Origin of the sequence: Micromonospora pisi, from assembly GCF_003633685.1 — a bacterium.
Lineage (GTDB): Bacteria > Actinomycetota > Actinomycetes > Mycobacteriales > Micromonosporaceae > Micromonospora_G > Micromonospora_G pisi.
The window spans coordinates 2,232,425-2,256,865 of record NZ_RBKT01000001.1; the positions used below are offsets into that span (position 1 = coordinate 2,232,425).

The following is a 24,441-nucleotide window of genomic DNA, read 5'->3' on the forward strand; positions in this document are numbered from 1 at the left end:
CCCATCGAAAGCAGCATCCACCGTGCGAAAACTGACGTACTACGTCGCCACCAGCCTGGACGGGTTCATCGCCGGACCGGACGGGGAATTCGACTTCTTCGCATTCGAGGGGGACCTGGCCGCGGCGATCCTGGCCGACTACCCCGAGACCATGCCGGCCCCCGCCCGTGAACCACTCGGCATCGCCGAAGCGGCGAACAAAACGTTCGACACCGTCCTGATGGGCCGCGCCACCTACGAACCGGCCCTGGCCAGCGGCATCACGAGCCCGTACTCCCACCTCCGGCAGTACGTGTTCTCCCGGACCCTTGAACAGTCCGACCCGCAGGTGCAGATCGTCGCGGGCGACCCGGTGGAGTTCGTCCGCGAGCTCAAGCGCGCGGACGGCATGGGCATCTGGCTCTGCGGCGGCGCGATCCTCGCCGGTCAACTCGTGGACGAGATCGACGAGCTGGTCATCAAGCGGTACCCGGTCGTCCTCGGCTCCGGCACTCCCCTGTTCCGCGCGCCCTTCAAGGTGACCGGCTTCGCGTTGAACGACAACCGGACGTTCCAGACCGGCGCGACGATCTCCACCTATGTCAAGCACTGAGGGACAACCAGTGCTCTTCCGCGCCACCACCGAAGCCGACCTTGAGCGGGTCATCAACTTCACCGCCGAGGACCCGGTCGGCTCGATCCAGGCCGACCGCTACCTGGACGAGCTGGGCCAGGGAATGTACAGGCCGGAATGGACCTGGATCGCCGAGGCGAACCAGCGGGTGATCGGCCGCGCCCTGTGGTGGGGCCAGGCATCCAGCGAGCACCCGGTCGCCTTGGACTGCCTGCACGTCGAGGCGTCCGTCCCGGACCGGGCGGCCGTGGCGAGCGGTCTGCTCGACGCGGGTATGCGGGCCTTCGCCCGGCAGGGGGCGCCCCGGCCGCCGCTGTACAACCTGACGCTCGCGAACGGGTGGCGCGACGATCCGTCCGTCGCCTCGGCGGTCGCCTGGCGACGGACTGCCGCGCTGGCGGCCGGGCTCAGCGACGAGGTCGAGCGGCTGCGGTTGGAGTGGACACCGGAGATCGGCGTACCTCCGACCAGCGGCAGACTCGTCTTCACCGAGGCCACCGACGAGGAATTCCTGGACGTGTTCCGGAGGGTCGCGGTGGGCAGCCTGGACGACGAGACACGCCGCAACCTGGCGGTCAAGGGGCCGGACCAGACCGCCAAGGAGGAGATGTCCTTCTACCTCGACTGCCCGGGCGAGCGTTCGTGGTGGCGGCTGGCCCGCACGAGCGACGGCGCGGTCGCGGGGCTGGCGATCCCGTCCGCGACGCCGTACAACCGTAACGTCGGCTATCTGGGTGTCGTCCCCGAACTGCGCGGGCGTCGCTACATCGACGACCTGCTCGCCGAGATCACCCGGTTCCACGCCGAGCACGGCGCCAAGCTGATCACGGCGACCACGGACACGACGAACGTACCGATGGCGATGGCCTTCGCACGGGCGGGTTACCGCACCGCGCAGATCAGGCTGCTCTACTCGGCCCCCGGGTCATGAGGCCCGAATTGGTGGAGGCGGCCCGGGTGGAGAAGGCCCACGGACGTTCCGCCGATCCCGGCCCGACCGCCCGTGCGCGCACGGGCCGCGAACTGTCGTCCTAACGAACCGGCTCCCCCACCGTCGGCTCCGGGGTCGGAGACGGCGGTGGTGGAGCGGTGGTCGGGCTCGGGGGCGGCGTGACCGGCGGAGCGGGCGGTGACGTCGACCGGCTCGGCGATCCCGGGACAGCCGGACGCGAGCCGGTCGGCGTCGGCGTGATGGGCCTGACGCCGGGATCGTTCCGGTCCGGGAAGCGGTTCGCTTCCGATGGCAACAGCGATCCGGTGACCGACGGATCCGGGGTCGGCAGATCAGCGGTGGGAGTCGGGGTGGAGGTCGGCTCGGCGGAGCCGGTCGGTGTCGGCCCCGGCGGCACCGGTTCCGTACGCAGCAACGTGCCGCCCAACCAGACCGCCGGCCCGAGTCCGACCGCGATGATCGCGCCGAACAGGGCGGCTACTCGCCGGTCCATCCCCACCTCCCCGGCTTCGCTCAACCGAGCCGGAACACAACCGATCCGGCGACATCCTCACGGCTGATCCCGAGCCCCTGCACGTCCCGGTTGAGCACATCCTGCCACGGTGTGCCGTTCAGGTTGTCGGGCAGGACGACAACTGTCCGGATCCCGATCTGCCGCAGGTACGCGACACTCGACGCGTCCGGGAAGCTCGGCGTCAACGCCCGGATCTGTTGCTGCGTAGGCGGTACGAACGAGGCGAGGCCGTTCGCGATCGACGGGAACCCGTCGGTGGACCAGAGCATGACGGTGAATTCGAAGGTGCCGTCGCTCGGCAGCACCAGCAGCGGACCGTCGATCCCCCGCAGTGCCGCCGGCTGCGCCTGGACCGGTACGTGAGGCGTGGTGTTGATCCCCTCGATCAGCACCAGAGCGAGTGGCACCAGCGTGAGCAGCCGAACCAGCCAGCCCCCCGAGCCGGCGTCGGTTCGGGGGGCACCCGTACCCGTGGCCACCCGCACCGAGGCGGTGACCGGGGCCGGGGACGATCCCGCCCGAGCGGCCGGTATCGCCGACCGGATGGCCGGCCTGGGACCAGCGTGAACCGGTTCCGGTTCGGGCTCGGGAGCCGGTTCGGGAGCCGGTTCGGGAGCCGGCTCGGCGTCCCGAACGGACGCGGAGGTGGACGTGGAGGTGGAAACAGGATCGGGGCCCGCTGTCGCACCAGACCCGGCTCGACGATCGGCGCCACCGCCGTCACCGTCGGGTACGGCCTCCGGTTCGGTGCGGCCGACAGCGCTCAGTGCGCCGGCGGCGAGGACGCCGAGCAGCAGCGTGGTCCAGAGGACCAGCCGCCCGGAGGTACGGATCCCGTCCCAGCCCGGCAGGTGCAGCACCAGGGTGGCGTACCCCGGGTCGCCGTCGCCGCCGAACTGGGTACCGGCGGCAAGCGCGACGCTGACCAGCACACCGACAGCGAGCAACACCCGGTGCCGCACGCGCCAGGCGGAGAAGAAGAGCCCGGCGAAAGCCAGACCGATCAGCACCACCCCCGGCAGCAGGGTCATCTCACCGGCAAACGGCAGCAGCTCCCGGGCGGCGGCGTGCCGCTCCCCCCAGAGCCAGGACTCGGGCGGCGCGGTGAAGAAACCTCGCAGCGGCGGCGAGAACTGCTCGACGTGGGCCAGCGTCCTACGGCCGTCCGGATTACGCTCCACCACCTGCAGATAGGGCAACGCCATCACGATGGTGACGGTGGCGAAGACCAGACCGCCGGCCAGGTCGGCGGCGAGCAGCCGGCCACCGAAGACCGGCCGGACCGAGCGCCGCCACCAGGACCAGAGATAGCCGACTCCGACCGCGACGCAGATCAGCGCCAGGACGTACCCGAACGGCAGACCGATCCCGAAGCCGAGCGTCATCTGCCACGCCGCGACCAGCCAGCCGCCGAGCGCCCAGCCGGGCCGGCGCCACTGCGGCCGGTAGCCGTACCGCAACGACCAGCCGTGCCCGCGCGCGAGCATGGCCAGGGCGAGCGCGATGCCGCCGATCGAGAGCACGTGCAGGTGCCCGGCCTGGGCCAGCTTCCACGGCGCGTACCCGAACGCGACACCGGCCACCGCCGCGCCGACCCGCCCCGCACCCAACTGCCGGACCAGGGCGTACGCCCCGACGAAGGCGAGCGCGTGCACCAGCACGTACAGGATGTTGTAGCGGACCACCGCGGCGACCGGCCCCTCGCCGATCATGCCGAACGGGGCGTAGCCGAGCAGGGTGTCGGAGTAGGCGTAGGTGTAGCGCTCGGGGAAGAACGTGTTCGAGTGCCAGACCTGGAGCGGGTCGGTGAGCAGTGCGTGTCCGCCCCAGGCCACCTGCCACGCCTGGAGGACCGGGTCGCCAGTGTCCTGCGGGATCGTCGTGGTGATGTCCCGCACCGTCGGCCAGGTGAGCAGTACGGCAAGCAGCAGGCCACCGAGCGAGGCGAGGGTCCACTCGTGCCGCAGCAGGCGTAGCCCGTGTCCCGCCAGGGCGGCGCCGCGCGTCGGCCCGACCGGCCGGCCCGGCACCGCGGCCGAGGCACCGGTCCGGTCGCCGGAGATCACCTCGTCGGTCGTCATCCGCTCTCCTCCACCTGGCTCCGGCACATCGCATCGATCGACAGTCGATGATTCCCTACCTGCTGCGCACTGTCACGCCCCGTCCCGGCCGCGCCCACCTTTTCCGGGTGATGGGAAGTCATCCTGGGTCATCGCACCATCGGCCGTGACAGCACCGGCACAGCGGCGAGCGCGCCGGCCGGGTCGCGTGCGCAATCTATCCGGTGGGAGGAACGACCATGGCCCCGGCGACGACGATCATCCGTAGCGACGAGGAGATCCAACGCGACGTTCTCGACGAGTTGGGCTGGGAGCCCAGGATCCAACCCCACGAGATCGGCGTGACCGTTCAGGAGGGCGTGGTGACCCTCACCGGCTGGGTGGACAGCTACGCGAAGAAGTGGGCGGCCGAACGGTCCGCGCACCGGATCAACCGGGTCCGGGCGGTCGCCAACGACATCGAGGTCCGGCTGCCGGCCTCGGCCGAACGGACCGACGCCGAGATTGCCCTGGCCGCGACCCGGGCACTGGAGTGGGACGCCTTCGTGCCGGTCGACCACCTGGACCTGACCGTCTCCAACGGCTGGGTGGTGCTTCGGGGCGAGGTCGGGTGGGAGTACCAGAAACGGGCGGCGGAACGGACGGTCCGCCGGTTGGCCGGGGTGCGCGGCGTGACGAACGGCGTCGACGTACGCCCCACCGGGGCACCGACGACCGACGAACTGGAACGGCTCGTCGTCAACGCGCTGGTCCGCAGCGCCGAGACCGACGTCGACCGGATCGGGGTCGAGGTGCAGGGTGACCTGATCGTGCTCACCGGTGTGGTCGACTCCTGGCCCGAACGGATCGAGGCCGAGCGGGTGGCCTGGTCGGCACCGGGGGTCGCGGCCGTCGACAACCACATCACCGTACGGCCGTGAGGTGCGGGCGGGGCGGGGAACCACCCTGGCCGGGTGAGTCGAGGTCACCCGCTCCGTGCCGAGGATGGGAGACATGACTGATCCCCACGGCGCACTCCGCCCGGGCCAACCGGCGCCGGAGTTCACCCTGTCGGCCGGACCGGATCGGCAGGTGAACCTCCGTGACTCTCGGGGCAGGCCGACCGTCCTGGTTTTCTACCCGGCGGACTGGAGCCCGGTCTGCGGTGACCAGATGACCCTCTACCAGGCGGTCCGGTCCGAGTTCGACCGCTACCAGGCGGCGCTGCTGGGCATCTCGGTGGACAGCATCTGGTCCCACCGCGCCTTCGCCGCCCAGCACGGGATCGAGTTCCCCCTGCTCTCCGACTTCGAGCCCAAGGGCGCGGTGGCACGCAGCTACGGGGTCTACAACCGTGAGGGCTGCGCCGAACGTGCCCTGTTCGTCATCGACCAGGAGGGGCAGGTGGCCTGGAGCCACGTGTCGCCGATGGAGGTGAACCCCGGCGCGGACGGCATCCTGGACGCGCTGGAGGAGCTCGACAGCCGGCACCGGGTGCGGGCGTGAACCTGCCGGCGGCGGGGCGGATGGCAGCGATCGAGGGCAGCAGCGACGCCGAGCGCGACGGGGAGGCCGCATGACGACGCCTATGCAGGTCACGTCGAGCAAGTTACGGGTGCCGGTGACCGAGGAGGACCACATCCGTGGGCCGGCCGAGGCACCGGTCACGCTGGTGGAGTACGGCGACCTCCAGTGCCCGTACTGCGGCCAGGCGTACCAGCGGCTGCATGAACTGCTGCGCCAGCGGCCGGAGCAGGTACGGCTGGTCTTCCGGCACTTTCCGCTGACCAACGTGCACCCGTACGCGGAACTGGCGGCGGAGACGGCCGAGGCGGCGGGCGTACGGAACCAGTTCTGGGCGATGCACGACTGGATCTTCGAGCACCAGGACCAGCTCGACCCGGTGCACCTGTCGATGGGGAGCCAGCAGCTCGGGCTGCCGGAGGACGAGGTGTCCGACGAGGTCGACCGGCACGTGCACCTCGACCGGGTCCGGCGGGACTTCGTCGGCGGCATCCGCAGCGGCGTCAACGGCACCCCGACCTTCTTCGTGAACGGCGTACGGCACGACGGGTCCTACGAGCTGCCCGAGTTGCTGGCCGTGGTCGACCAGGCGGCGCAGGGCTGATCCCCGCCCGGTGCCGCCCCCCACCTCAGATCAGGTGCAGCTCGCGGGCCCGCCGTACCGCCTCGCGGCGGCGGGTGGCGTCGAGCTTGCGGTAGATGTTGCGTACGTGCGTCTTCACCGTGTTGACCGAGACGGAGAGCTCGCTCGCGATCTCCACGTTGGAGAGAATGCTCTGCAGGTAGCGCAGGACCGTGAGTTCCCGGTCGGTGAGCGGTTCACCGAGTCCGGGCACCGAGGCGGTGAGCCGGCCGCCCCGCTCTCGCCGGTCACCGTCCCGCCCGCCGGGGTGCCGCGGTCCGGTGCCGTCGCGTCCGGCGTACTCCTCGCCGACGGCGATCAGCTCGCGCAGCAGCGGCCAGTACGCCGTACCCGAGTCGAGGTGCGCGGCGAGCAGGTCCCGGGCCGGCGGCTCGGACCGGGTGAAGACCCGGCGGAAGCCGTCCGGTTCGGCGAGGGCGAGCACCTCCTCCAACGTCCGGGCCGCCCGACGGTGGTCGCCGGCCGCACGGGCGGTCAACGCGTCGAGCAGCCCCGCCTCCAGCCGTAACGGCAGCAGCCACGATTCGCCGGCCGGACCGGACCAGGCCGGGAGCGTACGGGCGGCGGCGGCCACGTCCCCGCCCTGGAGGTAGGCACGGGCCAGCGCCACGGCGAGGGGCTCGGCCTGTCCGGCGGCCGCGTCCAGGGGCGCCAGCAGCAGTTCCCGGCTCCGGGCCAGGTCACCGTGCGCGGTGCAGAGGTCGGCCTCGGCGGCGAGCAGCCAGTGTGCGAGCCGGCGGGCCCGGGGCTGGTCGGCCAGGTGGGCGCGGCCGGTGAGCAGGAGCTGGTAGCTGGCGGGCAGGTCGCCCCGGTCCCGGGTGAGCTGGGCCCGGACCAGTGCGGCCAGCGCGGCGACCGCCGGTTCCCGGGCCTGGTCGACCCGACTGCCGGCCAGTGCCAGGTTCGCCTCGGCGTCCGCCGGCCGGTCCCGGTGCAGGGCGACCACGGCGAGCGCCAGGTACGCGTGCCCGTGGTCGACGGGTGCCGACCCGGCCGGGTCGCCGGTGGTGGCGACGGCGGAACGGGCGTCCCGTTCGGCCACCGTCAGCTCCCCCCGGACCGCCCGGACCAGTGCCAACCGGCTGGTGCAGGCGAGCACCGTGCGGGCCAGACCGGCCCGCTCGGCGTCGGCCAGCGCGCCGGCGAGTTCGGTTTCGGCGGCGACCAGGTCCCCCGCGCCGAGTTGGGCGGCACCGGCGGCGGTACGGGCGATCGCGCGGGCCGGCAGGTCCACCGTCGCCTGACCGGCGGCACCGCCGGGTGGTTGGGCCAGCGCACGCAACCGGGCGGCGGCGGCGAGCACCTCCGGCACCTCCCCGGCGACCTGTGCCCAGGCGAGTCGGAGTGCGGCCGTGATCAGCGCGAACCGGTCCCGGCGCGAACCGCTGAGCAACTGTTCGTGCCGCTCGCCGAGACGTAGGTAGTCGGCGGCAGCGGCGGGGTCGGTCCGGTCCAGCCGGTCGACGGCGTACGCCAGGGCGAGTTCCGGGTCGGCGCGGACCGCCTCGGGTGGCGGTGGCGGTGGCGCCGGCACACCCGGCCGGGCGGCCGGTGCGTACGGGACCAGGTCGGGCCAGCGGTCGACGAGCACACCGGTGGCGAAGCCCCACTCCCCGGCGGCGAGGGCGTGCCGTAGGGCTTCCGCGGGCAGGTTCCGGCGCGCCGCCCAGGTCGCCGCCCGGCGGTGCAGGTCGAGTAGTTCCTCGGCGGGGCGGCGGAGCTGCTCGGCGCGGAGCAGGTCGGCGAGCATCCGGTGGTAGCGGTAGGCCGGCGGCCGGGTGCCGAGGGCGATCACGAACCCGGTGTCCCGTTCCAGGGCGGCGAGGAGTTCCTCCCCGTCGCCGCGGTCGGTGAGGGCGTCGATCAGCCCGCCGCAGACCCGCTCGGCGACGGCGCCGCGCCGCAGGACGTCCCGCGCCTCGTCGGCCAGGCCGGCGAGCACCTCCTCCGACAGGTAGTCGGCGACGCCCTGGTCGTCACCGGCGAAACCGTCGACGAACCGAACCGGGTCGGGATGGTGCGGCAGGGTGAGCGTGGCGATCCGCAGTCCGGCCGGCCAGCCCTCGGTGCGTACACGAAGCTCGTCCGCCTGGTCGACCGGCAGGTTGATCCCGTACGCGGCGAGCAGTTCGGCGGACTCGGCGGCGGTGAAGGCCAGTTCGGCGGCCCGGATCTCGGTCAGTTCGCCGCTGAGGCGCCATCGGTGCAGTGCCAGCGCGGGGTCGGTACGCCCGCCGATCACCAGGCGCAGTCGGTCGCCGCTGTGTCGCAGCAGGAAGTCGAGCCCGCTCGCCACCGCCGGGTCGTCGACCTGGTGGAAGTCGTCCAGGACCAGCGTCACCGGCTCCGGGCGGCGGGCCAGGGCGGCGGCGAGCCGGTCGAGGAAGTCCCGGTCGGCGCTGCCCCGGGGCGCGGCGACATCCGGCGGCTCGGATGACGCGGTGCCACCGACGGCGGCGTGCAGGTACGTCCAGAGGCGTTCGCCGCCGTCGGTCGGTTCGAGCGTCAGCCAGGCCCGGGACCGCTCCTCGTCCTGAGCCCGGTACCAGGAGCTGAGCAGGGTCGTCTTGCCCCAGCCGGCCGGGGCGGAGACCACCGTGACCGGGCCGGCCGAACCGTTCTCCAGCAGCGTGTGCAGCCGGGGGCGGGCGACCACCGCACCGGGCAGTGGCGCGACCGCCAGTTTCGCCTCCAGCAGCGGCGGCGCGCCACCGCGACTGTCCCTCGACGTACCGGTACGACCGCGCGCCGCGGCGGCGCCGGCCTCGATCCGGTCCTCGGGCATCCGTCCCACCCCCCGCGGACACGAAGCAGTCATCCTGGCCCGGCGTTCCGGTCCGGGCCCGACCCGGATACCCGGCCCGCCCCGGTTCACCCCTACCGGAGGAGACGGGTTCACCCGCCCACCGGCGACGATGACGCGAACGGTCGGCGCAGGACAACGGTGATGTGAGGAGCGATGACACCGAACCGATCGCGGCTGGGCGCGGGTCACCCCAGGTCGATGCGGAGCGTGGCCTGCCTCTGCCGGCGCCACGAGTACGGCTCCGCCAGCCACCACTCGAGCCGGACGGCGTCGCCGTGGGCCCGACCGAGCCGACGCTGCCGGCCCACCTGCCGGTGAATCACCGACCGCCGCCGGCACCGTCGGCGGCGAGGGCGATCACGATGATGACGAGGATGACGACCAGCACCGCGACCGCGGTCCAGACAAGGGTCATCTTCGACGGGCGTGACACCATCCGCACCACCTCGGGGCCGGGCTTACCCGGGACCGGGAAAAACACGCACGATTTCACTCATGTGACCGGGACCCGTCACCCGTGCCATGCTCGGGAAGTTGTAGGTGCACCACTACATTCGCTCAGCTCGGCGGAGGGTACGCGTGCCCCAGCTTGACCTTGCCGGCCCCGCAGCGCTCCACTCCGAACCGCCGACGGCTGATCGCGATCATTCCAGACCCGGCCCCGATCCCCGAGCCGCCTTCGACCAACTGGCCCGGCTCCGCCTGCTGATCACCGTCAAGACCGCTCCCGATCCAGCTGACCGGCACGAACGGACGGTTTACGCGGCCGGGATCAGCGCCGACCCGTTCCGCCCCGGTTGGATCCGGCTCACCTCGCTCCCGATCCACGAACTCGGTCCAGGTGCGGCCTTCGGCACGTACGACATCATCAGCGTCGACGCCCGCCCGGCGGCCGGCGATCCCCGCCACGAGAACTGGCGACCGCTGCCGCGCACCCTGGTCCGCGAGCACCACCTCAAGCGGTGGCAGTGGCGTCAGCCGTGGCTCGACCCGTACCTCGGGGAGTCGCTGTGCCGACCGCGCCGCGACCGTGACGCGTACCTCGACGCCCCCGCGCTCATCCTGGTCCGGCCCCGCCGGGTCGACGAACTCGTGCTCGTGCCGCATCCCGGCTGGACCGCCGAGCAACGCCGGCGGCTGGACGGGTACGCCCTCCGGTACGACCCGTCCGGTACGCCGGACCCCGGTCCGCTCCGCCCGCCCCGGTTCATCGGGGCGTACCGCTACCGGTGCCCCGCGTACGACTGCGACGGGCACCAGCAGACGATCCGCGACTGGGAGTTCGTGGCGTTGCAGCACCGGCTGGCCGGACTCCCCGATGACCGGCTCCGGGCGGCGCTGACCACCGCCTTCCTCGACCGGATCTGCGGCCCGGACCGGGACACCGCGTTCTACCTGGGCCGTTCGAGCCATCAGCCGGACACCTACGACGTGCTCGGCGTCTACTGGCCGCCACGTCGGTGACAAACCGCGCCGGTTAGATTCGCCGGGTTGACCCTCGACCAGGTCGAGCCCGCAGGATCACCGGACGTGGAGAGCGACATGCGCAGCATCGGGGAGATGGCCCGCGCCAGCGGCCTGACCGTCAGCGCGCTCCGGTTCTACGACGGCGCCGGAGTTCTGGTGCCGGACGTGGTCGATCCGGACACCGGCTACCGCTGGTACGCCCAGGAGCAGCTCGGACCGGCCCGCCTGGTGGCCCGGCTGCGTCGGGTCAACCTGCCGCTGGCCGAGATCAGCCTGGTGCTCCGGCACTGGTCCGAGCCGCCGGTGGTACGCCGCCTGCTCGACGCCCACCTGCGCCGGTTGGAGGCCGGCCTCACCGATGCCCGTCGCGAACTCTCCCGGGTCCACGCCCTGCTCGACCACGAGGAGAACCTGATGACCGGATCCACCCACCTGACGCTGACCCGGGCCGAGCTCGCCGCCAGCCTCGACGCCGTACGGTTCGCCGTCGGCCACGACGCCGAACTGCCCGTACTCGGCTCGGTGCTGTTCGAGGTCGAGGAGTCGGTGTTGCGCCTGGTCGCCACCGACCGGTACCGGTTGGCGGTGGCGACCGCGACGCCGCGCGAGGTGGACGGGGCACCCTGTCGGGTGCTCGCCCCGGTCGCCTTCGTCGACCAGTCCCGCGCCCTGCTCGCCGCCCCGGGAACGGGGGCGTCCGACCCGGTCACGGTGGTGCTCGGCGCCACCGAGGTCGGCGTCAGCACGGACGGGCTGAGTGTGCGGGGCCGGCCGGTGGACAGCGACTTCCCCGACTACCGGCGACTGCTCGGTGACCGGCTCGGTGACCGGCTCGGCGGTGGCGACCGGCGCGTACGGGTGGTGGTGGACGTACCGGCGCTGCGCGCCGCGCTCGCCGCCGCGACGACCACCACCGTCGTACGCGAACACGACGGGGTGGCCTGCGAGGTGGCACGGTTGGCGATCGGTGCCGACGGCAGCCTGACGGTGCTGAACGCGGACGGGCCGGTGGAGGGGCCGTCGGCGGACGATTCCGCCGACCTGACGTCGGGACCGATCGGCGTCAACCGGGAGTTCCTGTTGGAGGCGTTGGACGCCGGTGGGCGGGGCCAGCTCGAACTCGACCTCGACGGACCCATCAAACCCCTGATCGTGCGCCTCCCGAACGACAACCAAACCTTCTCCCTCCTAATGCCCATCCGCTGCTAACCCCCCTGCCCCTCCCCCGCCCTCCCCCTGATGCCGATCTAGGGCGAATCGTCGCTCCCAGAGATCAACTCACGCGAATTTGCCCTAGATCGCCGAGGAGAGGGGTGGGGGGGAGGGGAGAGGGGTGGGGGGATGGGGGTGGGGTTAGGGGTGGAGGCCGCGGTAGTTGCGGAGGCGGTGCTGGCGGCGCCGGACCAGGAACGCGGCCACGACGAGGCAGGGCGCTGTCACCAGGCCCCGGACGATGTCCTCGGTGTCCCAGTCGCTGAACGCCAGCAACAGCAGCGCGACCAGTGCAAGCGCGCCGAGCAGGTACGGCACCGCCGTCTCCCGGGGACTGTGCGCGATCAGGTCCCGCGCGAGCAGGTCGATCCTCGGGTCGTCGGTGTTCCCGGTCCGGATCGCCTGGCGTACGGCCCGGCGCGTCTGGGCGTCCGCCCCGGTGACCAGGGGCGGGTCGAGGTGTTGTCGCTGGACCAGCCAGGCGGCGGTGAGCAGACCGACGGTGACGAGCACCGCGCCCGCGCCGATGAGGAGCCAGTTGATCAGCGGGGTGCCCCGGTCGGCGGCGAGTCCGCCGAGGACGATGGCCAGGGCTGGCAGCGGCGCGACGACCAGGATGGTGACCAGCATCCGGCGACGCAGCCGACGCCGGGCCTCTTCGCGCAACCCCGACCGTCCGGTGTCGGACCACGTCTGCGTCATGGTGCCCCCTCCCAGGTAGCTACGAAGATACCCATCTATGCCGTCGGTCAATCCGGTCGGTGTCGCCGGAGGAGCCGTCGGTGACGGTTCAGCTCAGCTGGTCGGTGCGCTGATGCGCCAGGTACAGCACGTACGAGATCACCGCCGGTGCGCGTACGGCCGAACGGGGCGGGCTGATCAGCGCCAACTGCTCGTAGCTGAGCAGCGTGCCGGTCTCCGGGTCGAGCACGGCCAGGTCCCGGGTGGCGCCGGCGGCACTGTCCACACTGACCGCGACTCCGGAGCGGCCGGCCCGGTCCACCACCCGCCCCCGGTAGACCAGCCCCTTTGTGTCGCTCAGTACGTGCAGTACGGCGGCACGCAGCGCCGGGGGCATCTCGTGGTACCGGTACATGGAGGCCACCGCCCGGATCACGGCCTGCGGGCCGTTGCTGAAGGGTTCGTGCGCGGAGAGTTGTTCGGCCAGCCGCGCCGGGTCCGTGGCCGGTGTTTCCACCACCACGGCCAGTTCGCCGGGAAGGTAGTCGGTGTGCCGCCGCTCGGGGGCGTCGGCCGGGGGTCCGTCGAGCCAGTTCGCCCGTTCGCCGCCGCGAGGCTGGGGTGGCAGCACGGTTATCTCCTCACGGCCGGAACGGTCCGCCGCCCACCACAACCGTTCGTCCCGGGCGACCACGGCGTTCGCCATCTCCGGGTCGGTCGCGGTCGTCTCCAACGACCAGCTCTGCACGTGCAGGTAGGTGTAGCGGCCGACGCCGGGCGGCTCGTCCAGCAGCGCGGTCCGTTCCGCCAACTCCCGCAGCCACGGCGCGGCCGGCGACGCCTCACCGGGAAACTGCACGCCGAGCAGGGCCGGCACCGCCGCCATCGCGACCCGGGTCGACGCGGGCCGACCGGTGCCTCCCGGCAGTACGTTGACCAGCACCAGGGCGCCGACCGCGACCGCCACGACCGGCACGGCCAGCCGGGTCCGTACGCCGGGCCGGACCATGAACCGCCACCGCCCGGCCGCCCGCCGCTGGTCGACCAGTTGGCGCAGCTCGGCGGCGCTGCGCCGGGGTGGGGGAACCTGCCTGCCGCGCATCGGGTCGTTCGCCTCGACGAGCCGCCGGAGCAGCCGCTCGGTCTGCTCGTCCCGCTCCTCAGCCATGACTGCTCTCCCCCGTGTCCCTACGACCCGTGCCGGTCAGTACCGGGTCGGCGTTTCCCACCAACATCCAGCCACGCAGCTTGCCCAGCGCCCGGGAGCGCCGCTTGCGTACGGTGGCCTGCCAGAGGCCGAGCACGTGGGCGATCTCGGCGGTGTCGAGTCCGTCGAGGTACGCCAGCCGGAGCACCTCCTGCTCGGCCGGCTTGAGCTGCCCCCAGACCCGCCCGAGGTCCAGCCGGTCGCAGACGACCGTGCTCTCCTCACCCTCGGCCGCACCGGCGACCACCTCGATCACATCCATCTCGATCAGGGCCAGCGGGTGCCGGCGGCTCCACCGGCGGTGGTTGCGCAGGTGGTTGTTGGCGGTCGCGAAGAGCCACGCCCTCGGCTCGTCCGGTACGTGTGACCGCCGGTCCCACGCGGTCATGAAGGTCTGCTGCGCCAGGTCCTCCGCCTCTCCCTCGTTGCCGCCCAGCGCACGCATCAACATCCGGACCACGTCCGGCCAGAACCGCCGGTGCAGTGCGTCGTGCCACGCCTCGTCCCGGCTGCCGTTGCCGCCCACCGACTTCTCCTCGAGGGATCGATGCCACTCGCCGCCGGCACGGACGGCACCGGCGGCGATCTTTGTCGTTCCTCCCACCATGAATATGTCCGAAGCGGCGCGGGTGTGACTGCCCAGCCGGGACCAGATCCACGCGGCGTCGACGTGTTGTGGCGTCGGTTATCCGACAGAACGTCGATCCGCGTGCGGCAAAACGGTGACGACCTGCGAAAACATGAGGGTGAATCGTGACAAGTCATTCACGGTGATCTTTGCCAGAATATGACCAAGGTCGGGTCCCCGGGCCGGCCCCCCGGCAGCCCCGAACACCCGTCCCCGAACGCCCGCCCCCGACCGACCTTTCCGGCACCCCACGGAATCCACACACCGAGGAGGCTGCAATGGCACCCACCCCCCGCCGCTGGAGCAGATCCATCACCGTCCCGATGGCGATCGCCACGATCGTCGCCACCCTCGTCGCCGGGGCGCCAGCCACCGCCGGTCCACCCGAGGACGCCCTGCCGTCCCCCGTACAGAGTGAGATCGACCGGCACCTGGCCGCGTATCCGGGCGGGCGGCAGATCAGCCCCACCGAGGTGAGCTATGCCGGCGGCAGCTTCATCATCGCCTTCGCCCCACCGGTCGGGACCGCAGCCTCGCCCAACTGCACAGCCGGCTGGTTCTGCTTCTACGACGGCCTCAACTACACCTACCCGCGCGGGCAGCTCAACAGTTGCGGGTGGCAGGACCTGGCGGACTGGGGCTGGCACGACCGGACCGAGTCGGTGCACTACAACATCGGGACCGGCTCGGTCTCATTCCTCAACCACACCAGTTCCGGTCACGGCAGCGACCCGGTCCTCTTCTCGGTCGGCGCCACCAACCGCACCGACAACGACGTGTCGCCGTACCGGAACCAGGCCGACCATGTGAACCGCTACTGCTGATCCGACCACTGTCACAGGGGGTGCCGGTACGGGTTGCCGCCCGTACCGGCACCGCCGGCAACGGCCCCTACTTCGGACCGGTGAGGCGCAGCGCCAGCGCGGGGCACATCCGTACCGCCTTGCGGGCGCCCGCCTCCAGCCAGGTCGGCACGGGCGTGGGTGGAAACGCCGGGAAGCCGTTGCCGTCGAGCCGGATGAACTCCGGTACGACGTGCGCGCAGAGCCCGTGCCCGTCGCAGCGGGACCAGTCCACCGAGAGCCGGGAGGAGACCGTCTCGGGGCTGGTCGGCAGCCCGAGCACTCCCTTGACCCGCCGGCCGCAGCCGTCCCGGGTCGCGTGTGCGGCCAGGTCCTCGGCGAAGACCTCCAACGCGGAGGTGGCGAACCGGGCGGTGCCGTCCGGGTGGCTGCACGCACCGCGCCCGCGTACCTCCCCGGCGGCGGCCCGTACCGTGTCGGCGGCGGTGGTGCCGGCCACGATCAGGTCGACCGAGCGGGCCAGGTCCGGCAGGCCGAGGCGGCACGGCCCACACTGGCCGGCGGACTCACCGGCGAGGTACTGCACCACCTGGGCGACCTCACCGAGCGGGCAGGTGTCCTCGCCGAGCGGGATCATGATCCCGGCGCCGAGGGTGCCGTTGACCGCCGCGAAACCCTTGCGGGAGATGAGGACCTTCGCCGCCGACTCGGCGCTGATCCACCGACCGTGGTAACCGCCGGTCAGCACGCCCGGCCCGTCGGGCACCTCGCAGAGTCGCAGGATGTCGGCGAGCGGCGTACCGGCGGGGCACTCCACCACCGCCGGCCGCTTGGCCGCGCCGGTGACGGTGAGCATGACGGTGCCGGGCTCGTCCTCGGTGCCGACCGCGGCGTACTCGTACGGTCCGAGCCGGGCACCGATCGCGATCTGGGCGTACGTCTCCGCGTTCGACAGCAGGGTCGGCATGCCGGCCACCCCTGAGTCGCTGGCGCGCTTCTTCACCCCGGGCGGGATGTGCGCCTCACCGTTGATTCCCTTGACCAGTGCCCCGCCCTCACCGGAGATGAACCGGTGCGGCACCGTGACGATCCCGGTCGGCACCGGCATCTGCCGCTCGGCCAGGGCGGCGGCCAGCGACGCTTCGCCGATGCCGTCGTCGGCGACTCCGATCACGATCTCGTCCGCGTCCAGCGCGTACGCGACCATCGCCGCCCCGTCCAGGATCAGGTGCGGGGCGCGGGTGAGCAGCACCTTGTCCTTCCAACTCGCCGGTTCGCCCTCGGTGGCGTTGACCACCACCACCGGCGCCAGTGCCTGCCGGCGTGCCGAGTCGAGCACCGCCTGGACCTTGCGGGCGAACGGGAAGCCGGCGCCGCCCTTCCCCTTGAGCTGCATCCCCTCGGTGAGTTTGATCAGCCCGTCGATGGAGAGCCAGTCGACCTCGCCGTGCACCTCCTCGTGGGCGAGCAGGTCGAGTCGACCGAACTCACTGAACCCGGCGGTGAGTCGCGCCGGGCCGAAGGTGGCGACCGGTGGAACGGTGGTCCGACTCACTTTGCCTCGCCTCGCAGTTCACGCCAGTACGCCTCGTCCACGCTGTCCCCCGATGCCTTCTTGCCACGCCGGCCGGAACGGCCCGATCCGGTGCCACCCTCGGTGCTGGCGGCACGCAGCGCCCGCCGGACGTCGAGGTTGACCAGGGTCGGGGTGTCGTCGACCACCGGTTCCGGCTCGGCCGAACCTCGACGCGGGCGGTAGTCCCGCTCATCGTCGTCGTCGGCCCGCCGCCGCGGGCGGTAGTCCAGGTCGGCGTCGTCGTCGGCCTGCCGGCGCGGCCGGTAGTCCAGGTCCACGTCGTCGTCGGCCCGTCGGCGCGGCCGGTAGTCCCGGTCCAGCTCCTCGTCGGCCGCCCCGCGCCGGGGCTGGTACTCCGCTTCGATTTCCGCGTCGAGGCTGCGGCGTGGCCGGTAGTCCCGTTCGGTTCCCCGGTCGTCGTCGAGGTAGTCCCGCTCCCGCTCGTCGCGGCGCCGGGTGGTCGGGGCGGTGCTGGTGTCGGTCCGCGCCGACCAGCGGCGACCGTACCGTGGGCTGTCGGTGGCCGGGTCCGCGCCGATGGTGCCGGGCTGTGGAACCTCGGGTACGACGAAGCGGCGCGACCTGCGCCCGGAGCTCTCGTCCGACCGGGCGGCGGTGTCGGTCCGGCTGCGCCGGGTGACGCCCTGCTCGGCTCGGCCCACCCGCAGGTTGCCCGCGTTCGCCGGCTCGGCCCAGCTGACCCGTACGTCGCTGCCCGGTGTCGCACCGGCGAGCACGGTGCGCGACTCGGCGCTGTCCCGCGCGGTCCTGCCGACCGGTTTGATCGAACCGGTGGTCTGCCCCTGGTCCTTGCGCTTGCGGCCGAGGCTGACCGAGAGCCGGACCAGCAGCGCGACCACCACCAGGAAGACGCAGAACAGATAGCTGAGGGTGACCCAGGCGGCGGGCGCCCGTCCGGCGTTGAGGCCGTGCGTCAGCGCGACCGGCCAGGACGCGTACGCGGTGCTGTGCAGCGCACGCCACATCCACGGCTTGCCGCGCCCGACGAACCGGGCCCGGATCAGGCCGGTCCAGAGGGTGGAGACCATCAGGTACGCGGCGATGGTGCCGAGCCCGACGTAGAGCCCGCGCTGCGAGACGAACGGGATGACGACGTCGGTCGCCCCGGCGCGTCCACTGGAGACCTTGGTGAGGATGTGCAGGGCGAGCGTGCTCACCGCGATGATCCCGGTGGTCCGGTGCGCGGACTGGAGCAGCACCCGGTGCCGGGCCAGCAGCACCAGGCGGTCGGTGGCGAGTACGCCGGCCATCACCGTGATGCTCAGCGAGACCAGGGCGACGACGCCGGCGTAGAACTCCAGGTAGACGTAGCTGTAGACGTAGAAGACCTGGCCAGCGGTGGTGAGCATGGCCAGAGCCCAGAAGGCGGCCAGCGCGGAGGCGCCGAGGACGGCCATCGCGCCCTTGGACCGTGTCGGGCCACCCCGGGTGGTGACGGTCCGGGCAATGGCGGGTTGCTGGATCTGCTGTGTCCGAGCCATACGCTCCTCGATCTCCCACCCAAGCTCTTCCGCCACGTTGTACGTAGGAGCGGAACGAGCGGATGAGTGGCTGACGCGATTTCTTTTCACGATCGACTGCCGGTCGGAATCCGACCTGGCCTCCGGTCACCGAACGACGAGAACTACCCAATGGGGCGACTTCACCACGTACAGTGAATCTGTGCCTTTTGTCCCTTCGGACCCACCGGCTCCGACCCGGACGCGCGCGCGTCTGCTGCTCACCGGTGGCCTCCTCGCGCTGCTCGGCGGCACGGTCGCGCTGGCCCTGGTGATCACCTCGGCCATCGGTCCCGACCGGGCCGGTCCGCCTTCGGCAACACCGACCTCGACGCCGACACCAGCACCAAGTGACTCGGTCGACCCGGCGGACACGGCGCCGGCGACCGTCGAGCCATCGATGCCCGCGATACCGCCGCCGGCAAACCTACCAGTGGTGGACTATGCGGCGGCACCCGGCGGTTTTCCCGCCGACCCGGATCCAATGTCGACGGTACGGCTCCGCGAAGGGCTCCATCCCACCGCGAAAGTCGGTGCGTACGACGCCCCCGGCGGCAAGCCGCGCGCCTTCCTCACGCCGAACCTGGCCGGAGTGCCGCTGACCGTACCGATCGTCGAGCGGAGATCCGGTTGGGCGGGCGTGCTGCTCCCCTCGGCGAACCGCACCCTGGCCTGGGTCCCGCCGGGCAACTGGGAAACCGTGGCGCTGCGGGACCAACTCGTGGTGGAACGGAAGACCTTCCGGCTGACCTGGTTCCGTGACGACAAACCGGTGCAGACCTGGCGGGCCACTCTCGGCACCTGGGAGACCCCGACGCCGCTCGGCCGTACCTTTGTCCTCGGCCGCTCCACCCTGGTCGGCAAGGTCTACGCGAACACCGACGTGTTTGCCCTCGGCGCGGTGCCGGACGACCCGGACGCGGTGCCGGCCGGCCTGCGCGGTGCCCACATCGGACTGCACACCTGGTACAACGACGACACGTTGGGCAAGAACGTCACCGACGGCTGCATCCGGATCACCAAGAGCGGCCAGCGCAAACTTCTCGAAGAGATCATCCCCGGCACCAGCCTGGTCGTGGTCGACAAGCTTCCGGCAGCCACGCCGGGTCCGCTCACCGGGGGCTGATCCCTTCTGCGGCAGAGTGGCGCGATGGATGCCGCCACCGGGCCGTGGGCACTGACCGATCTCGGCTTCACCGTCACCTTCACCCTCGGCCTGACCGCCGAGGAGATACTCGCCTGTTACGGGGCCGACCCCGCTGAGGCGGAGCTGCTCACCCGGCAGGAGGCGGCGACGACGTGGCCGGGCGGCGACCTGCTCCGTGTCGGGCCGCTGGGCGACTGGGGATTCTGCTTCGAAGAGGTCGGCTACCAGGGCAGCCGCCCCGAGGTCCGCACCCGGTTGTCGGCCCACACCGAGGTCTTCTCGCTCTACGACATGTCCGGCATGTGTACGTTCAAGCATGTCCGGGACGGGCAAACCGTGGAGTCGTTCGAGCCCGGCTTCAGCTACTCGGTCCGCGTCGACCAGCCGCACACGTACTGGACCAGGACCGAACAGATCGCCAACGAGCGGGGCCTACGGCACAGCCGCGCCGCGCTGGAGGCGATCGAGGAGCACATCGGCGCACGACTGCACAAGGGGTTGCTGGAGGGGCCGCTACTCACCGCGTACCTGACGACTCCGCTGCCGGCCGTACCGCCACGCCCAGCCCAGCGCAAACCACCGGGCCGTCTGCTCGGCAGTCTCGACCCCACCACCGGCGCCTACACCCCGGCCCCTTGATGATCCGAGATCTTGGAAGCAGAGCGTCGTGGGAGCGGCGGTAAGTCTCCAAGATCTCGGATCTTGCCGAGCGGGTTAACGATGGCCGGCTTCGATTCGGCGTTCGACCCGGTCCAGGTAGTCCCACCACCGGTCGTCGGCGCTGCGGTGGACGGAGAGCAGGTGTCCCGCCACGACGAACGCCATCAGGATGGTGTCCTCCGGGGGCAGTGTCCGCATGGCGTACGGCACCTCGGCGGTGGTCTCGGTGAGGAAGGTGAACACCTGCTCCGGGGTGAGTTGTGCCCAGCTCTCCACTGCGGCGATGTCGTCGGCGAGTATCCGCAGCTCGGGCTCGTTCGGCTCGCCCCGGTGGGCGTCCCAGAGGACCCGGACGACGACCCGGAGCGCGATGTCGACGGCTTTGGACGCCTTCTCGTCGTCCACGAGTTCAGCCAGTGCTTTGGTCAGCTTCGCCGGGTCACGCACCACCGCCGCGTAGATCGTGTTCCGCACCAGTGGCTCGATCCGCCGGCTGATCCGCACGCCGCGCCGACGCCGCCGCTGCCGTTCCTGCATCCACTGCCAGAACAGCAGGCCGGACAGCACCCACAGCGCCACCTGGACGACAACCTCGGCCACGTCCAGGATCACCATTCGACACCGGCCGAGTCGCAGGGTCCGTGGTGGTCGGCCCGCCGTCCGCACCGCTGGCGTCCGGGCAGGATCATGTTGCAGAAGACCCAGTGTCGTACGTTCTGGTTGTCCTCCTGGGAGACGTGCGTGGCGCCGACGTCGAGTTGGGGCAGGAAGGCGAGCGACCGGGCGACCGCGCAGGCCATGTTGAGCGCACCCGTCAGGTCGAGCGCCGCCACCGACAGGTGGATCACGTAGAGGTCGGGTTCACGCTCAGGGCCGGCGACCGCCTCGACGGCGTCCCGGGGAAGCGGCGCGAACACCGCCCTATTGATCATTTGCCACCGTTGTTCCGGTGGTTGGTTGTCCATTCGAGGCTCCCTCTCGCCATCGTCACTCGTCGCTCAGCACGTGGAAGTTTCACCGACCGGCGTCGCGGGCCGGCGTCGAAATTCATTCGGGTACGGGGTCGCGATCACCAATGCGCCCGTGATAGACACTTAGGCAAGTCGGTTAAGGACTCATCACTCCTTCAGAGGCCCGGCGAGGATCGGTAGGCGACTGCCCATCGCAAAGCCCACCCTCGCCACCTTTCTCGGCTCGTGGCACAGCCGCGGTCACCGGTAACGAGCGTGCACCCGTGGGAAAAGCAGCGGACCGGTAACCACCATCACCTCCTCCAGCGCTCAGATTTCCAGCGCCGTCGAGGGGGGAGCAATGGTTCCCAACCCGCTCATTCCAAGAAAGGTGTACGCAACCGTGCCCCACAAACCCTTCATCCGAACCCTGCGCTCGCAATGGCTCGGCCTACGTCTACGAGAGATCCGCGAGGAGCGAGAGCTTTCCCTGGCGATGGTCGCCGAGTACCTGAACCGGGACCGCTCCGCGCTCGGTCGCTACGAGCGGGCCGAGTGGCCGATCCAGCGGCACGACATGCAGGCACTGCTCGACATCTACGGCTTCCACAAGGCCGTCGAGCGCGACCAGATGCTCAACCTGACCGACGAGATCTGGCGTACGGGCCGTTGGGTCGACAGCGACCGTGACTCGCCCGACGCATCCTTCCTCAACATCCCGTGGCTGGAGTCGCGTGCGGCGCAGATCTGCTCGTACCACGCCTCGCTGATCCCGGGCCTCTTCCAGCTACCCGAGTACGCCGAGCAGGTGATCCGCTGTGTCGAGGGACCGGAGGTGGCTGAGGCAACCGTCGGCCGCGCCATCGCCTTGCGAATGGATCGCCAGAAGCTGCTCGACGAGCCGGGCAAGACCACTTTTGAAACGATCATCGACGAGTCGGCGCTACGTCGACAAATCGGCGGACCGGCACTGCTCCGGGCGCAACTCGCCCACGTCAGCAAGATCGCCCAGCGACCGCACGTCGAAATCCGAGTGCTGCCCGCCCGGGTCTGGCTCCATCCCGGCATCGACGGGTCGTTCTGGCTCTTCCGGATGCCATCGCCCTACCCGGCCGTGGCCTACCAGGAAAACCTGAGCGGGCAGATGTACGTCGAAGCGCCGAAGTCCGACCGGTTTCTCCGCGCGTACGATCGCATGCGGGAGGCCGCACTCAGCCCCAGCGAGTCGGCCACGCTGATCGCGAGCATCGGGGAGGAACTGTCATGAGCGAGACCTTGCCGGCGGTGGCCTGGCACATCAGTACCCGCAGCGCCGACAGCGGCGCCAACTGCGTCGAGGCGGGTCCGCTGGCCGACGGATCGGGCCGGGTGGCCGTACGCCACAGCAAGACCCCCGAGGCCGCGACGATCGTCTACACCCGCGACGAGTGGGACGCATTCGTGGCCGGTGTCAAGGATGGCGAGTTCGACTTCTAATGCAACTGCCGAGGGGTCTGGTCGAGCACACAGGCTCACCAGACCCCTCGAAAGTTGCAGCGCAGTCAGGATGGCTGGACTTGGTCGAAGACGGCGAGGGCTTCGGCGGGGTCCGGGCTGACGAGGCGTTCCAAACCGGCCGCCGTAATCTTCGCCCACCTGCCGGCTCGTGCCCACATCTGTTCCTCGAAGGCGCGGACGGCCTCGTCCAGATCTCCGGGGCCGGTGGCGATGGAGTCGGCGAGTTCGGCGCCTTCCAACATCGCGAGGTTCGCGCCCACCCCCAATGGGGGCATCAGATGGGCGGCGTCGCCCAGTAGCGTCACCCCGACGACGTGGGTCCAGGTGTGGGACACGGGCAGGACGTAGATGGGGCGGTGGACGAAAGCGGTGCCGTGGCGGAGGAGGTCGAGGACGGGAGCGGCCCAGCCGGGGAACAGAGCCAGAAGGCGCGATCGCACGGCCTCGACGTCGGCCAGGTCCAGGTTCGTGTGCCAGTCCAGCGGCGCGCGGAACTTGGCATTCACCTTGACGTGACCGCCGCTGTTGCGCTGGGCGACGAGAGATCGGTTCACGCCGTACACGGCCACCGAACCGTCGCCGATCAACCGGGCAAGGTCAGGGTGGCGGATGTCGACGTCGTCGAGAGAGGTCTCGACCGAGGTGACGCCGGTGTAGTGCGGCGTCACCGACGAGACCGCCGGGCGGATCCGGGACCAGGCGCCGTCCGCGCCGACCACCAGGTCGAACGTCTCCTGTCGCCCGTCGGCGAAATGGACCAGTACGCCATCTCGGGTCCCCGGCACCACCTGCGTCACGCCCCGCCCCCACTGGACGTCGAGAGGACCGAGCAGCAAGTCACGCAGTTGCCCGCGATCGATCTCGGGATTGGCCCGCTCATCTGGACCAGGTCGCCAGTCGCGCAGGACGGTCCCGTCCGCGTCCAGGATGCGCATGGCCTGCCCCTCGGGACGAGACAGCGCCTGGAACTCCGCCAGCAGCCCCGCCTTGTCCAACGCGAGCTGGCCCAGCCCTTCGTGCAGGTCCAGCGTGCCGCCCGGGGGACGGGCGTCGGGGCCGGGATCGCGTTCAAGGACGGCGACGGGGTAGCCGTGGCGGTGCAGGACACGGGCGAAGGTAAGCCCTGCGGGGCCGCCCCCGACCACAGCAATACGATGTCTCATGGCGATACACTGTATTCCCTCTACGATGCATCGCAACAGCACGGAGTGACCATGACTGTGTGGGACCGGCCTGACCCGCCACATCCTCCCGTGCCGCTCGACCGGGAGCGGATCGTCGCCGCCGCCATCGCCCTGGCCGACGAGGGCGGGCTGGAGGCGGTGTCGGTGCGCAAGGTCGCCGCCCGGCTGAACGCCGGCCCGATGCGGCTGTACGGATTCATCTCCACCAAGGACGAGCTGTTCGACCTCATGGTGGACGAGGTCCACGCCGAGATTCTCCCCGAGCAGCAGCCGAGTGACTGGCGGGAGGCTCTGCGCATCCTCGCCTACCGCACCAGGCAGGCCGTTCTCCGCCACGAATGGCTGGCCGACCTGCTTGGCGGCCGTCCGACCCTGGGCCCGAACGGCCTCGCCGTGACCGAGGCCAAGCTGGCCGCCCTCGACGGCCTGGCCGACATCGACACCGTCATGCGCGCTGTGGAGACTGTCGGCGCCTACTTCACGGGCGCGATCAGGCGTGAGATCGCGAACCTGCGGGCCGAGCGTGCCACAGGCCTGTCCAAGCGCGACTGGCAGCGCGCCCACGGCCCGCATGTGACGAGAATGTTGGCCACGGGCCGCTTCCCGGCGCTGGCCAAGGCCGTGCACGACGGCACGGACGTGGACGCCGAAGCATCCTTCGCGACCGGCCTGGAGTGGGTCCTCGACGCCGTGGCCGCCAAACTCACCCGACCGCCAGCGTGACACTCAACTCATGCCGAATATGAGCGAGACCGGGGTCGGTGAGGATGGCGCAGGGCTACTGGGTGAGTTACGAGGGAGCGTGCATCCTTAACTTC

The 24,441-nt window shown here is 71.1% G+C and carries 24 protein-coding genes; 13 read left to right on the plus strand and 11 right to left on the minus strand.

What is annotated here, in order from left to right; genetic code table 11:
- The first annotated feature begins 22 nt into the window (after positions 1-22).
- Both BDK92_RS08835 and BDK92_RS08840 read left to right on the plus strand, forming a co-directional pair.
- Positions 23-592, plus strand: a complete 570-nt coding sequence (locus BDK92_RS08835; protein WP_121156280.1) for a dihydrofolate reductase family protein — start codon at positions 23-25, stop codon at positions 590-592.
- Positions 579-1,544, plus strand: coding sequence for a GNAT family N-acetyltransferase (locus tag BDK92_RS08840; protein ID WP_246016905.1), 966 nt, complete (start codon positions 579-581; stop codon positions 1,542-1,544). The genes BDK92_RS08835 and BDK92_RS08840 overlap by 14 nt, the downstream gene beginning before the upstream one ends.
- A gap of 100 nt (positions 1,545-1,644) precedes the next feature.
- On the opposite strand, the gene BDK92_RS38355 is transcribed toward BDK92_RS08840, so the two are convergent.
- The gene (locus tag BDK92_RS38355; RefSeq protein ID WP_147456944.1) at positions 1,645-2,058 is read right to left on the minus strand and encodes a hypothetical protein; all 414 of its coding nucleotides are present in this window, start codon (positions 2,056-2,058) and stop codon (positions 1,645-1,647) included.
- Between the two features lie 20 nt (positions 2,059-2,078).
- Positions 2,079-4,160 (minus strand): hypothetical protein, encoded by a 2,082-nt coding sequence (locus BDK92_RS41110; protein ID WP_211349147.1) that lies wholly within the window; start codon positions 4,158-4,160, stop codon positions 2,079-2,081.
- Positions 4,161-4,378: 218 nt separating this feature from the next.
- Between BDK92_RS41110 and BDK92_RS08855 the strand changes: the two genes are divergently transcribed.
- The 3 genes from BDK92_RS08855 to BDK92_RS08865 all read left to right on the plus strand — a co-directional run bounded on the left by BDK92_RS08855 (position 4,379) and on the right by BDK92_RS08865 (position 6,246).
- A complete protein-coding gene (locus tag BDK92_RS08855; protein ID WP_121156283.1) occupies positions 4,379-5,059 on the plus strand; it encodes a BON domain-containing protein in 681 nt (226 codons plus the stop codon).
- Between the two features lie 73 nt (positions 5,060-5,132).
- Positions 5,133-5,624 (plus strand): redoxin domain-containing protein, encoded by a 492-nt coding sequence (locus tag BDK92_RS08860; RefSeq protein WP_121156284.1) that lies wholly within the window; start codon positions 5,133-5,135, stop codon positions 5,622-5,624.
- Positions 5,625-5,694: 70 nt separating this feature from the next.
- Entirely contained in the window at positions 5,695-6,246 is a 552-nt protein-coding gene (locus BDK92_RS08865; protein WP_121156285.1) for a DsbA family protein, read from the plus strand.
- Positions 6,247-6,271: 25 nt separating this feature from the next.
- On the opposite strand, the gene BDK92_RS08870 is transcribed toward BDK92_RS08865, so the two are convergent.
- Positions 6,272-9,070 carry a winged helix-turn-helix domain-containing protein gene (locus BDK92_RS08870; protein ID WP_246016907.1) on the minus strand — a complete coding sequence of 933 codons (2,799 nt, stop codon included), beginning with the start codon at positions 9,068-9,070 and terminating at the stop codon, positions 6,272-6,274.
- Positions 9,071-9,670: 600 nt separating this feature from the next.
- On the opposite strand from BDK92_RS08870, the gene BDK92_RS08875 reads away from it, so the two are divergent.
- Together BDK92_RS08875 and BDK92_RS08880 are read left to right on the plus strand one after the other, a co-directional pair.
- Positions 9,671-10,555, plus strand: a complete 885-nt coding sequence (locus BDK92_RS08875) for a hypothetical protein (protein ID WP_121156287.1) — start codon at positions 9,671-9,673, stop codon at positions 10,553-10,555.
- A gap of 78 nt (positions 10,556-10,633) precedes the next feature.
- Positions 10,634-11,767 (plus strand): DNA polymerase III subunit beta family protein, encoded by a 1,134-nt coding sequence (locus BDK92_RS08880; RefSeq protein ID WP_121161846.1) that lies wholly within the window; start codon positions 10,634-10,636, stop codon positions 11,765-11,767.
- Between the two features lie 144 nt (positions 11,768-11,911).
- On the opposite strand, the gene BDK92_RS08885 is transcribed toward BDK92_RS08880, so the two are convergent.
- The 3 genes from BDK92_RS08885 to BDK92_RS08895 all read right to left on the minus strand — a co-directional run bounded on the left by BDK92_RS08885 (position 11,912) and on the right by BDK92_RS08895 (position 14,265).
- Entirely contained in the window at positions 11,912-12,472 is a 561-nt protein-coding gene (locus BDK92_RS08885; protein WP_121156288.1) for a hypothetical protein, read from the minus strand.
- 88 nt (positions 12,473-12,560) lie between these two features.
- The gene (locus BDK92_RS08890; RefSeq protein WP_121156289.1) at positions 12,561-13,619 is read right to left on the minus strand and encodes a CU044_5270 family protein; all 1,059 of its coding nucleotides are present in this window, start codon (positions 13,617-13,619) and stop codon (positions 12,561-12,563) included.
- Entirely contained in the window at positions 13,612-14,265 is a 654-nt protein-coding gene (locus tag BDK92_RS08895; protein WP_121156290.1) for an RNA polymerase sigma factor, read from the minus strand. Before BDK92_RS08895 ends, BDK92_RS08890 begins: the two co-directional genes overlap by 8 nt.
- Positions 14,266-14,564: 299 nt before the next feature.
- On the opposite strand from BDK92_RS08895, the gene BDK92_RS08900 reads away from it, so the two are divergent.
- Complete coding sequence (locus BDK92_RS08900) at positions 14,565-15,110, plus strand: hypothetical protein (protein WP_147456945.1); 546 nt, start codon at positions 14,565-14,567, stop codon at positions 15,108-15,110.
- 67 nt (positions 15,111-15,177) lie between these two features.
- On the opposite strand, the gene BDK92_RS08905 is transcribed toward BDK92_RS08900, so the two are convergent.
- Both BDK92_RS08905 and BDK92_RS08910 read right to left on the minus strand, forming a co-directional pair.
- The gene (locus BDK92_RS08905; RefSeq protein WP_121156292.1) at positions 15,178-16,644 is read right to left on the minus strand and encodes an NADH-quinone oxidoreductase subunit NuoF family protein; all 1,467 of its coding nucleotides are present in this window, start codon (positions 16,642-16,644) and stop codon (positions 15,178-15,180) included.
- Positions 16,641-18,167: a ferric reductase-like transmembrane domain-containing protein gene (locus BDK92_RS08910; protein WP_121156293.1), complete on the minus strand. Its 1,527-nt coding sequence runs from the start codon at positions 18,165-18,167 to the stop codon at positions 16,641-16,643. Before BDK92_RS08910 ends, BDK92_RS08905 begins: the two co-directional genes overlap by 4 nt.
- A 181-nt stretch (positions 18,168-18,348) precedes the next feature.
- Between BDK92_RS08910 and BDK92_RS08915 the strand changes: the two genes are divergently transcribed.
- Positions 18,349-19,311 (plus strand): L,D-transpeptidase, encoded by a 963-nt coding sequence (locus BDK92_RS08915; RefSeq protein ID WP_246016909.1) that lies wholly within the window; start codon positions 18,349-18,351, stop codon positions 19,309-19,311.
- A 24-nt stretch (positions 19,312-19,335) separates the two neighbouring features.
- Complete coding sequence (locus BDK92_RS08920; protein WP_121156295.1) at positions 19,336-19,971, plus strand: DUF6461 domain-containing protein; 636 nt, start codon at positions 19,336-19,338, stop codon at positions 19,969-19,971.
- Positions 19,972-20,046: 75 nt separating this feature from the next.
- Here the strand turns inward: BDK92_RS08920 and BDK92_RS08925 are convergent, their stop codons facing one another.
- Positions 20,047-20,607, minus strand: a complete 561-nt coding sequence (locus BDK92_RS08925) for a hypothetical protein (protein WP_121156296.1) — start codon at positions 20,605-20,607, stop codon at positions 20,047-20,049.
- Positions 20,601-20,957 (minus strand): hypothetical protein, encoded by a 357-nt coding sequence (locus tag BDK92_RS08930; RefSeq protein ID WP_246016911.1) that lies wholly within the window; start codon positions 20,955-20,957, stop codon positions 20,601-20,603. The genes BDK92_RS08925 and BDK92_RS08930 overlap by 7 nt, the downstream gene beginning before the upstream one ends.
- A 388-nt stretch (positions 20,958-21,345) precedes the next feature.
- On the opposite strand from BDK92_RS08930, the gene BDK92_RS08935 reads away from it, so the two are divergent.
- Positions 21,346-22,209 (plus strand): DUF5753 domain-containing protein, encoded by an 864-nt coding sequence (locus tag BDK92_RS08935; RefSeq protein ID WP_121161849.1) that lies wholly within the window; start codon positions 21,346-21,348, stop codon positions 22,207-22,209.
- Positions 22,206-22,418, plus strand: a complete 213-nt coding sequence (locus BDK92_RS08940) for a DUF397 domain-containing protein (RefSeq protein ID WP_121156297.1) — start codon at positions 22,206-22,208, stop codon at positions 22,416-22,418. Before BDK92_RS08935 ends, BDK92_RS08940 begins: the two co-directional genes overlap by 4 nt.
- A 65-nt stretch (positions 22,419-22,483) precedes the next feature.
- Here the strand turns inward: BDK92_RS08940 and BDK92_RS08945 are convergent, their stop codons facing one another.
- Positions 22,484-23,644 (minus strand): FAD-dependent oxidoreductase, encoded by a 1,161-nt coding sequence (locus BDK92_RS08945; protein WP_246016912.1) that lies wholly within the window; start codon positions 23,642-23,644, stop codon positions 22,484-22,486.
- 48 nt (positions 23,645-23,692) lie between these two features.
- On the opposite strand from BDK92_RS08945, the gene BDK92_RS08950 reads away from it, so the two are divergent.
- Positions 23,693-24,346 carry a TetR/AcrR family transcriptional regulator gene (locus BDK92_RS08950; RefSeq protein WP_246016913.1) on the plus strand — a complete coding sequence of 218 codons (654 nt, stop codon included), beginning with the start codon at positions 23,693-23,695 and terminating at the stop codon, positions 24,344-24,346.
- Positions 24,347-24,441 lie beyond the last annotated feature (95 nt).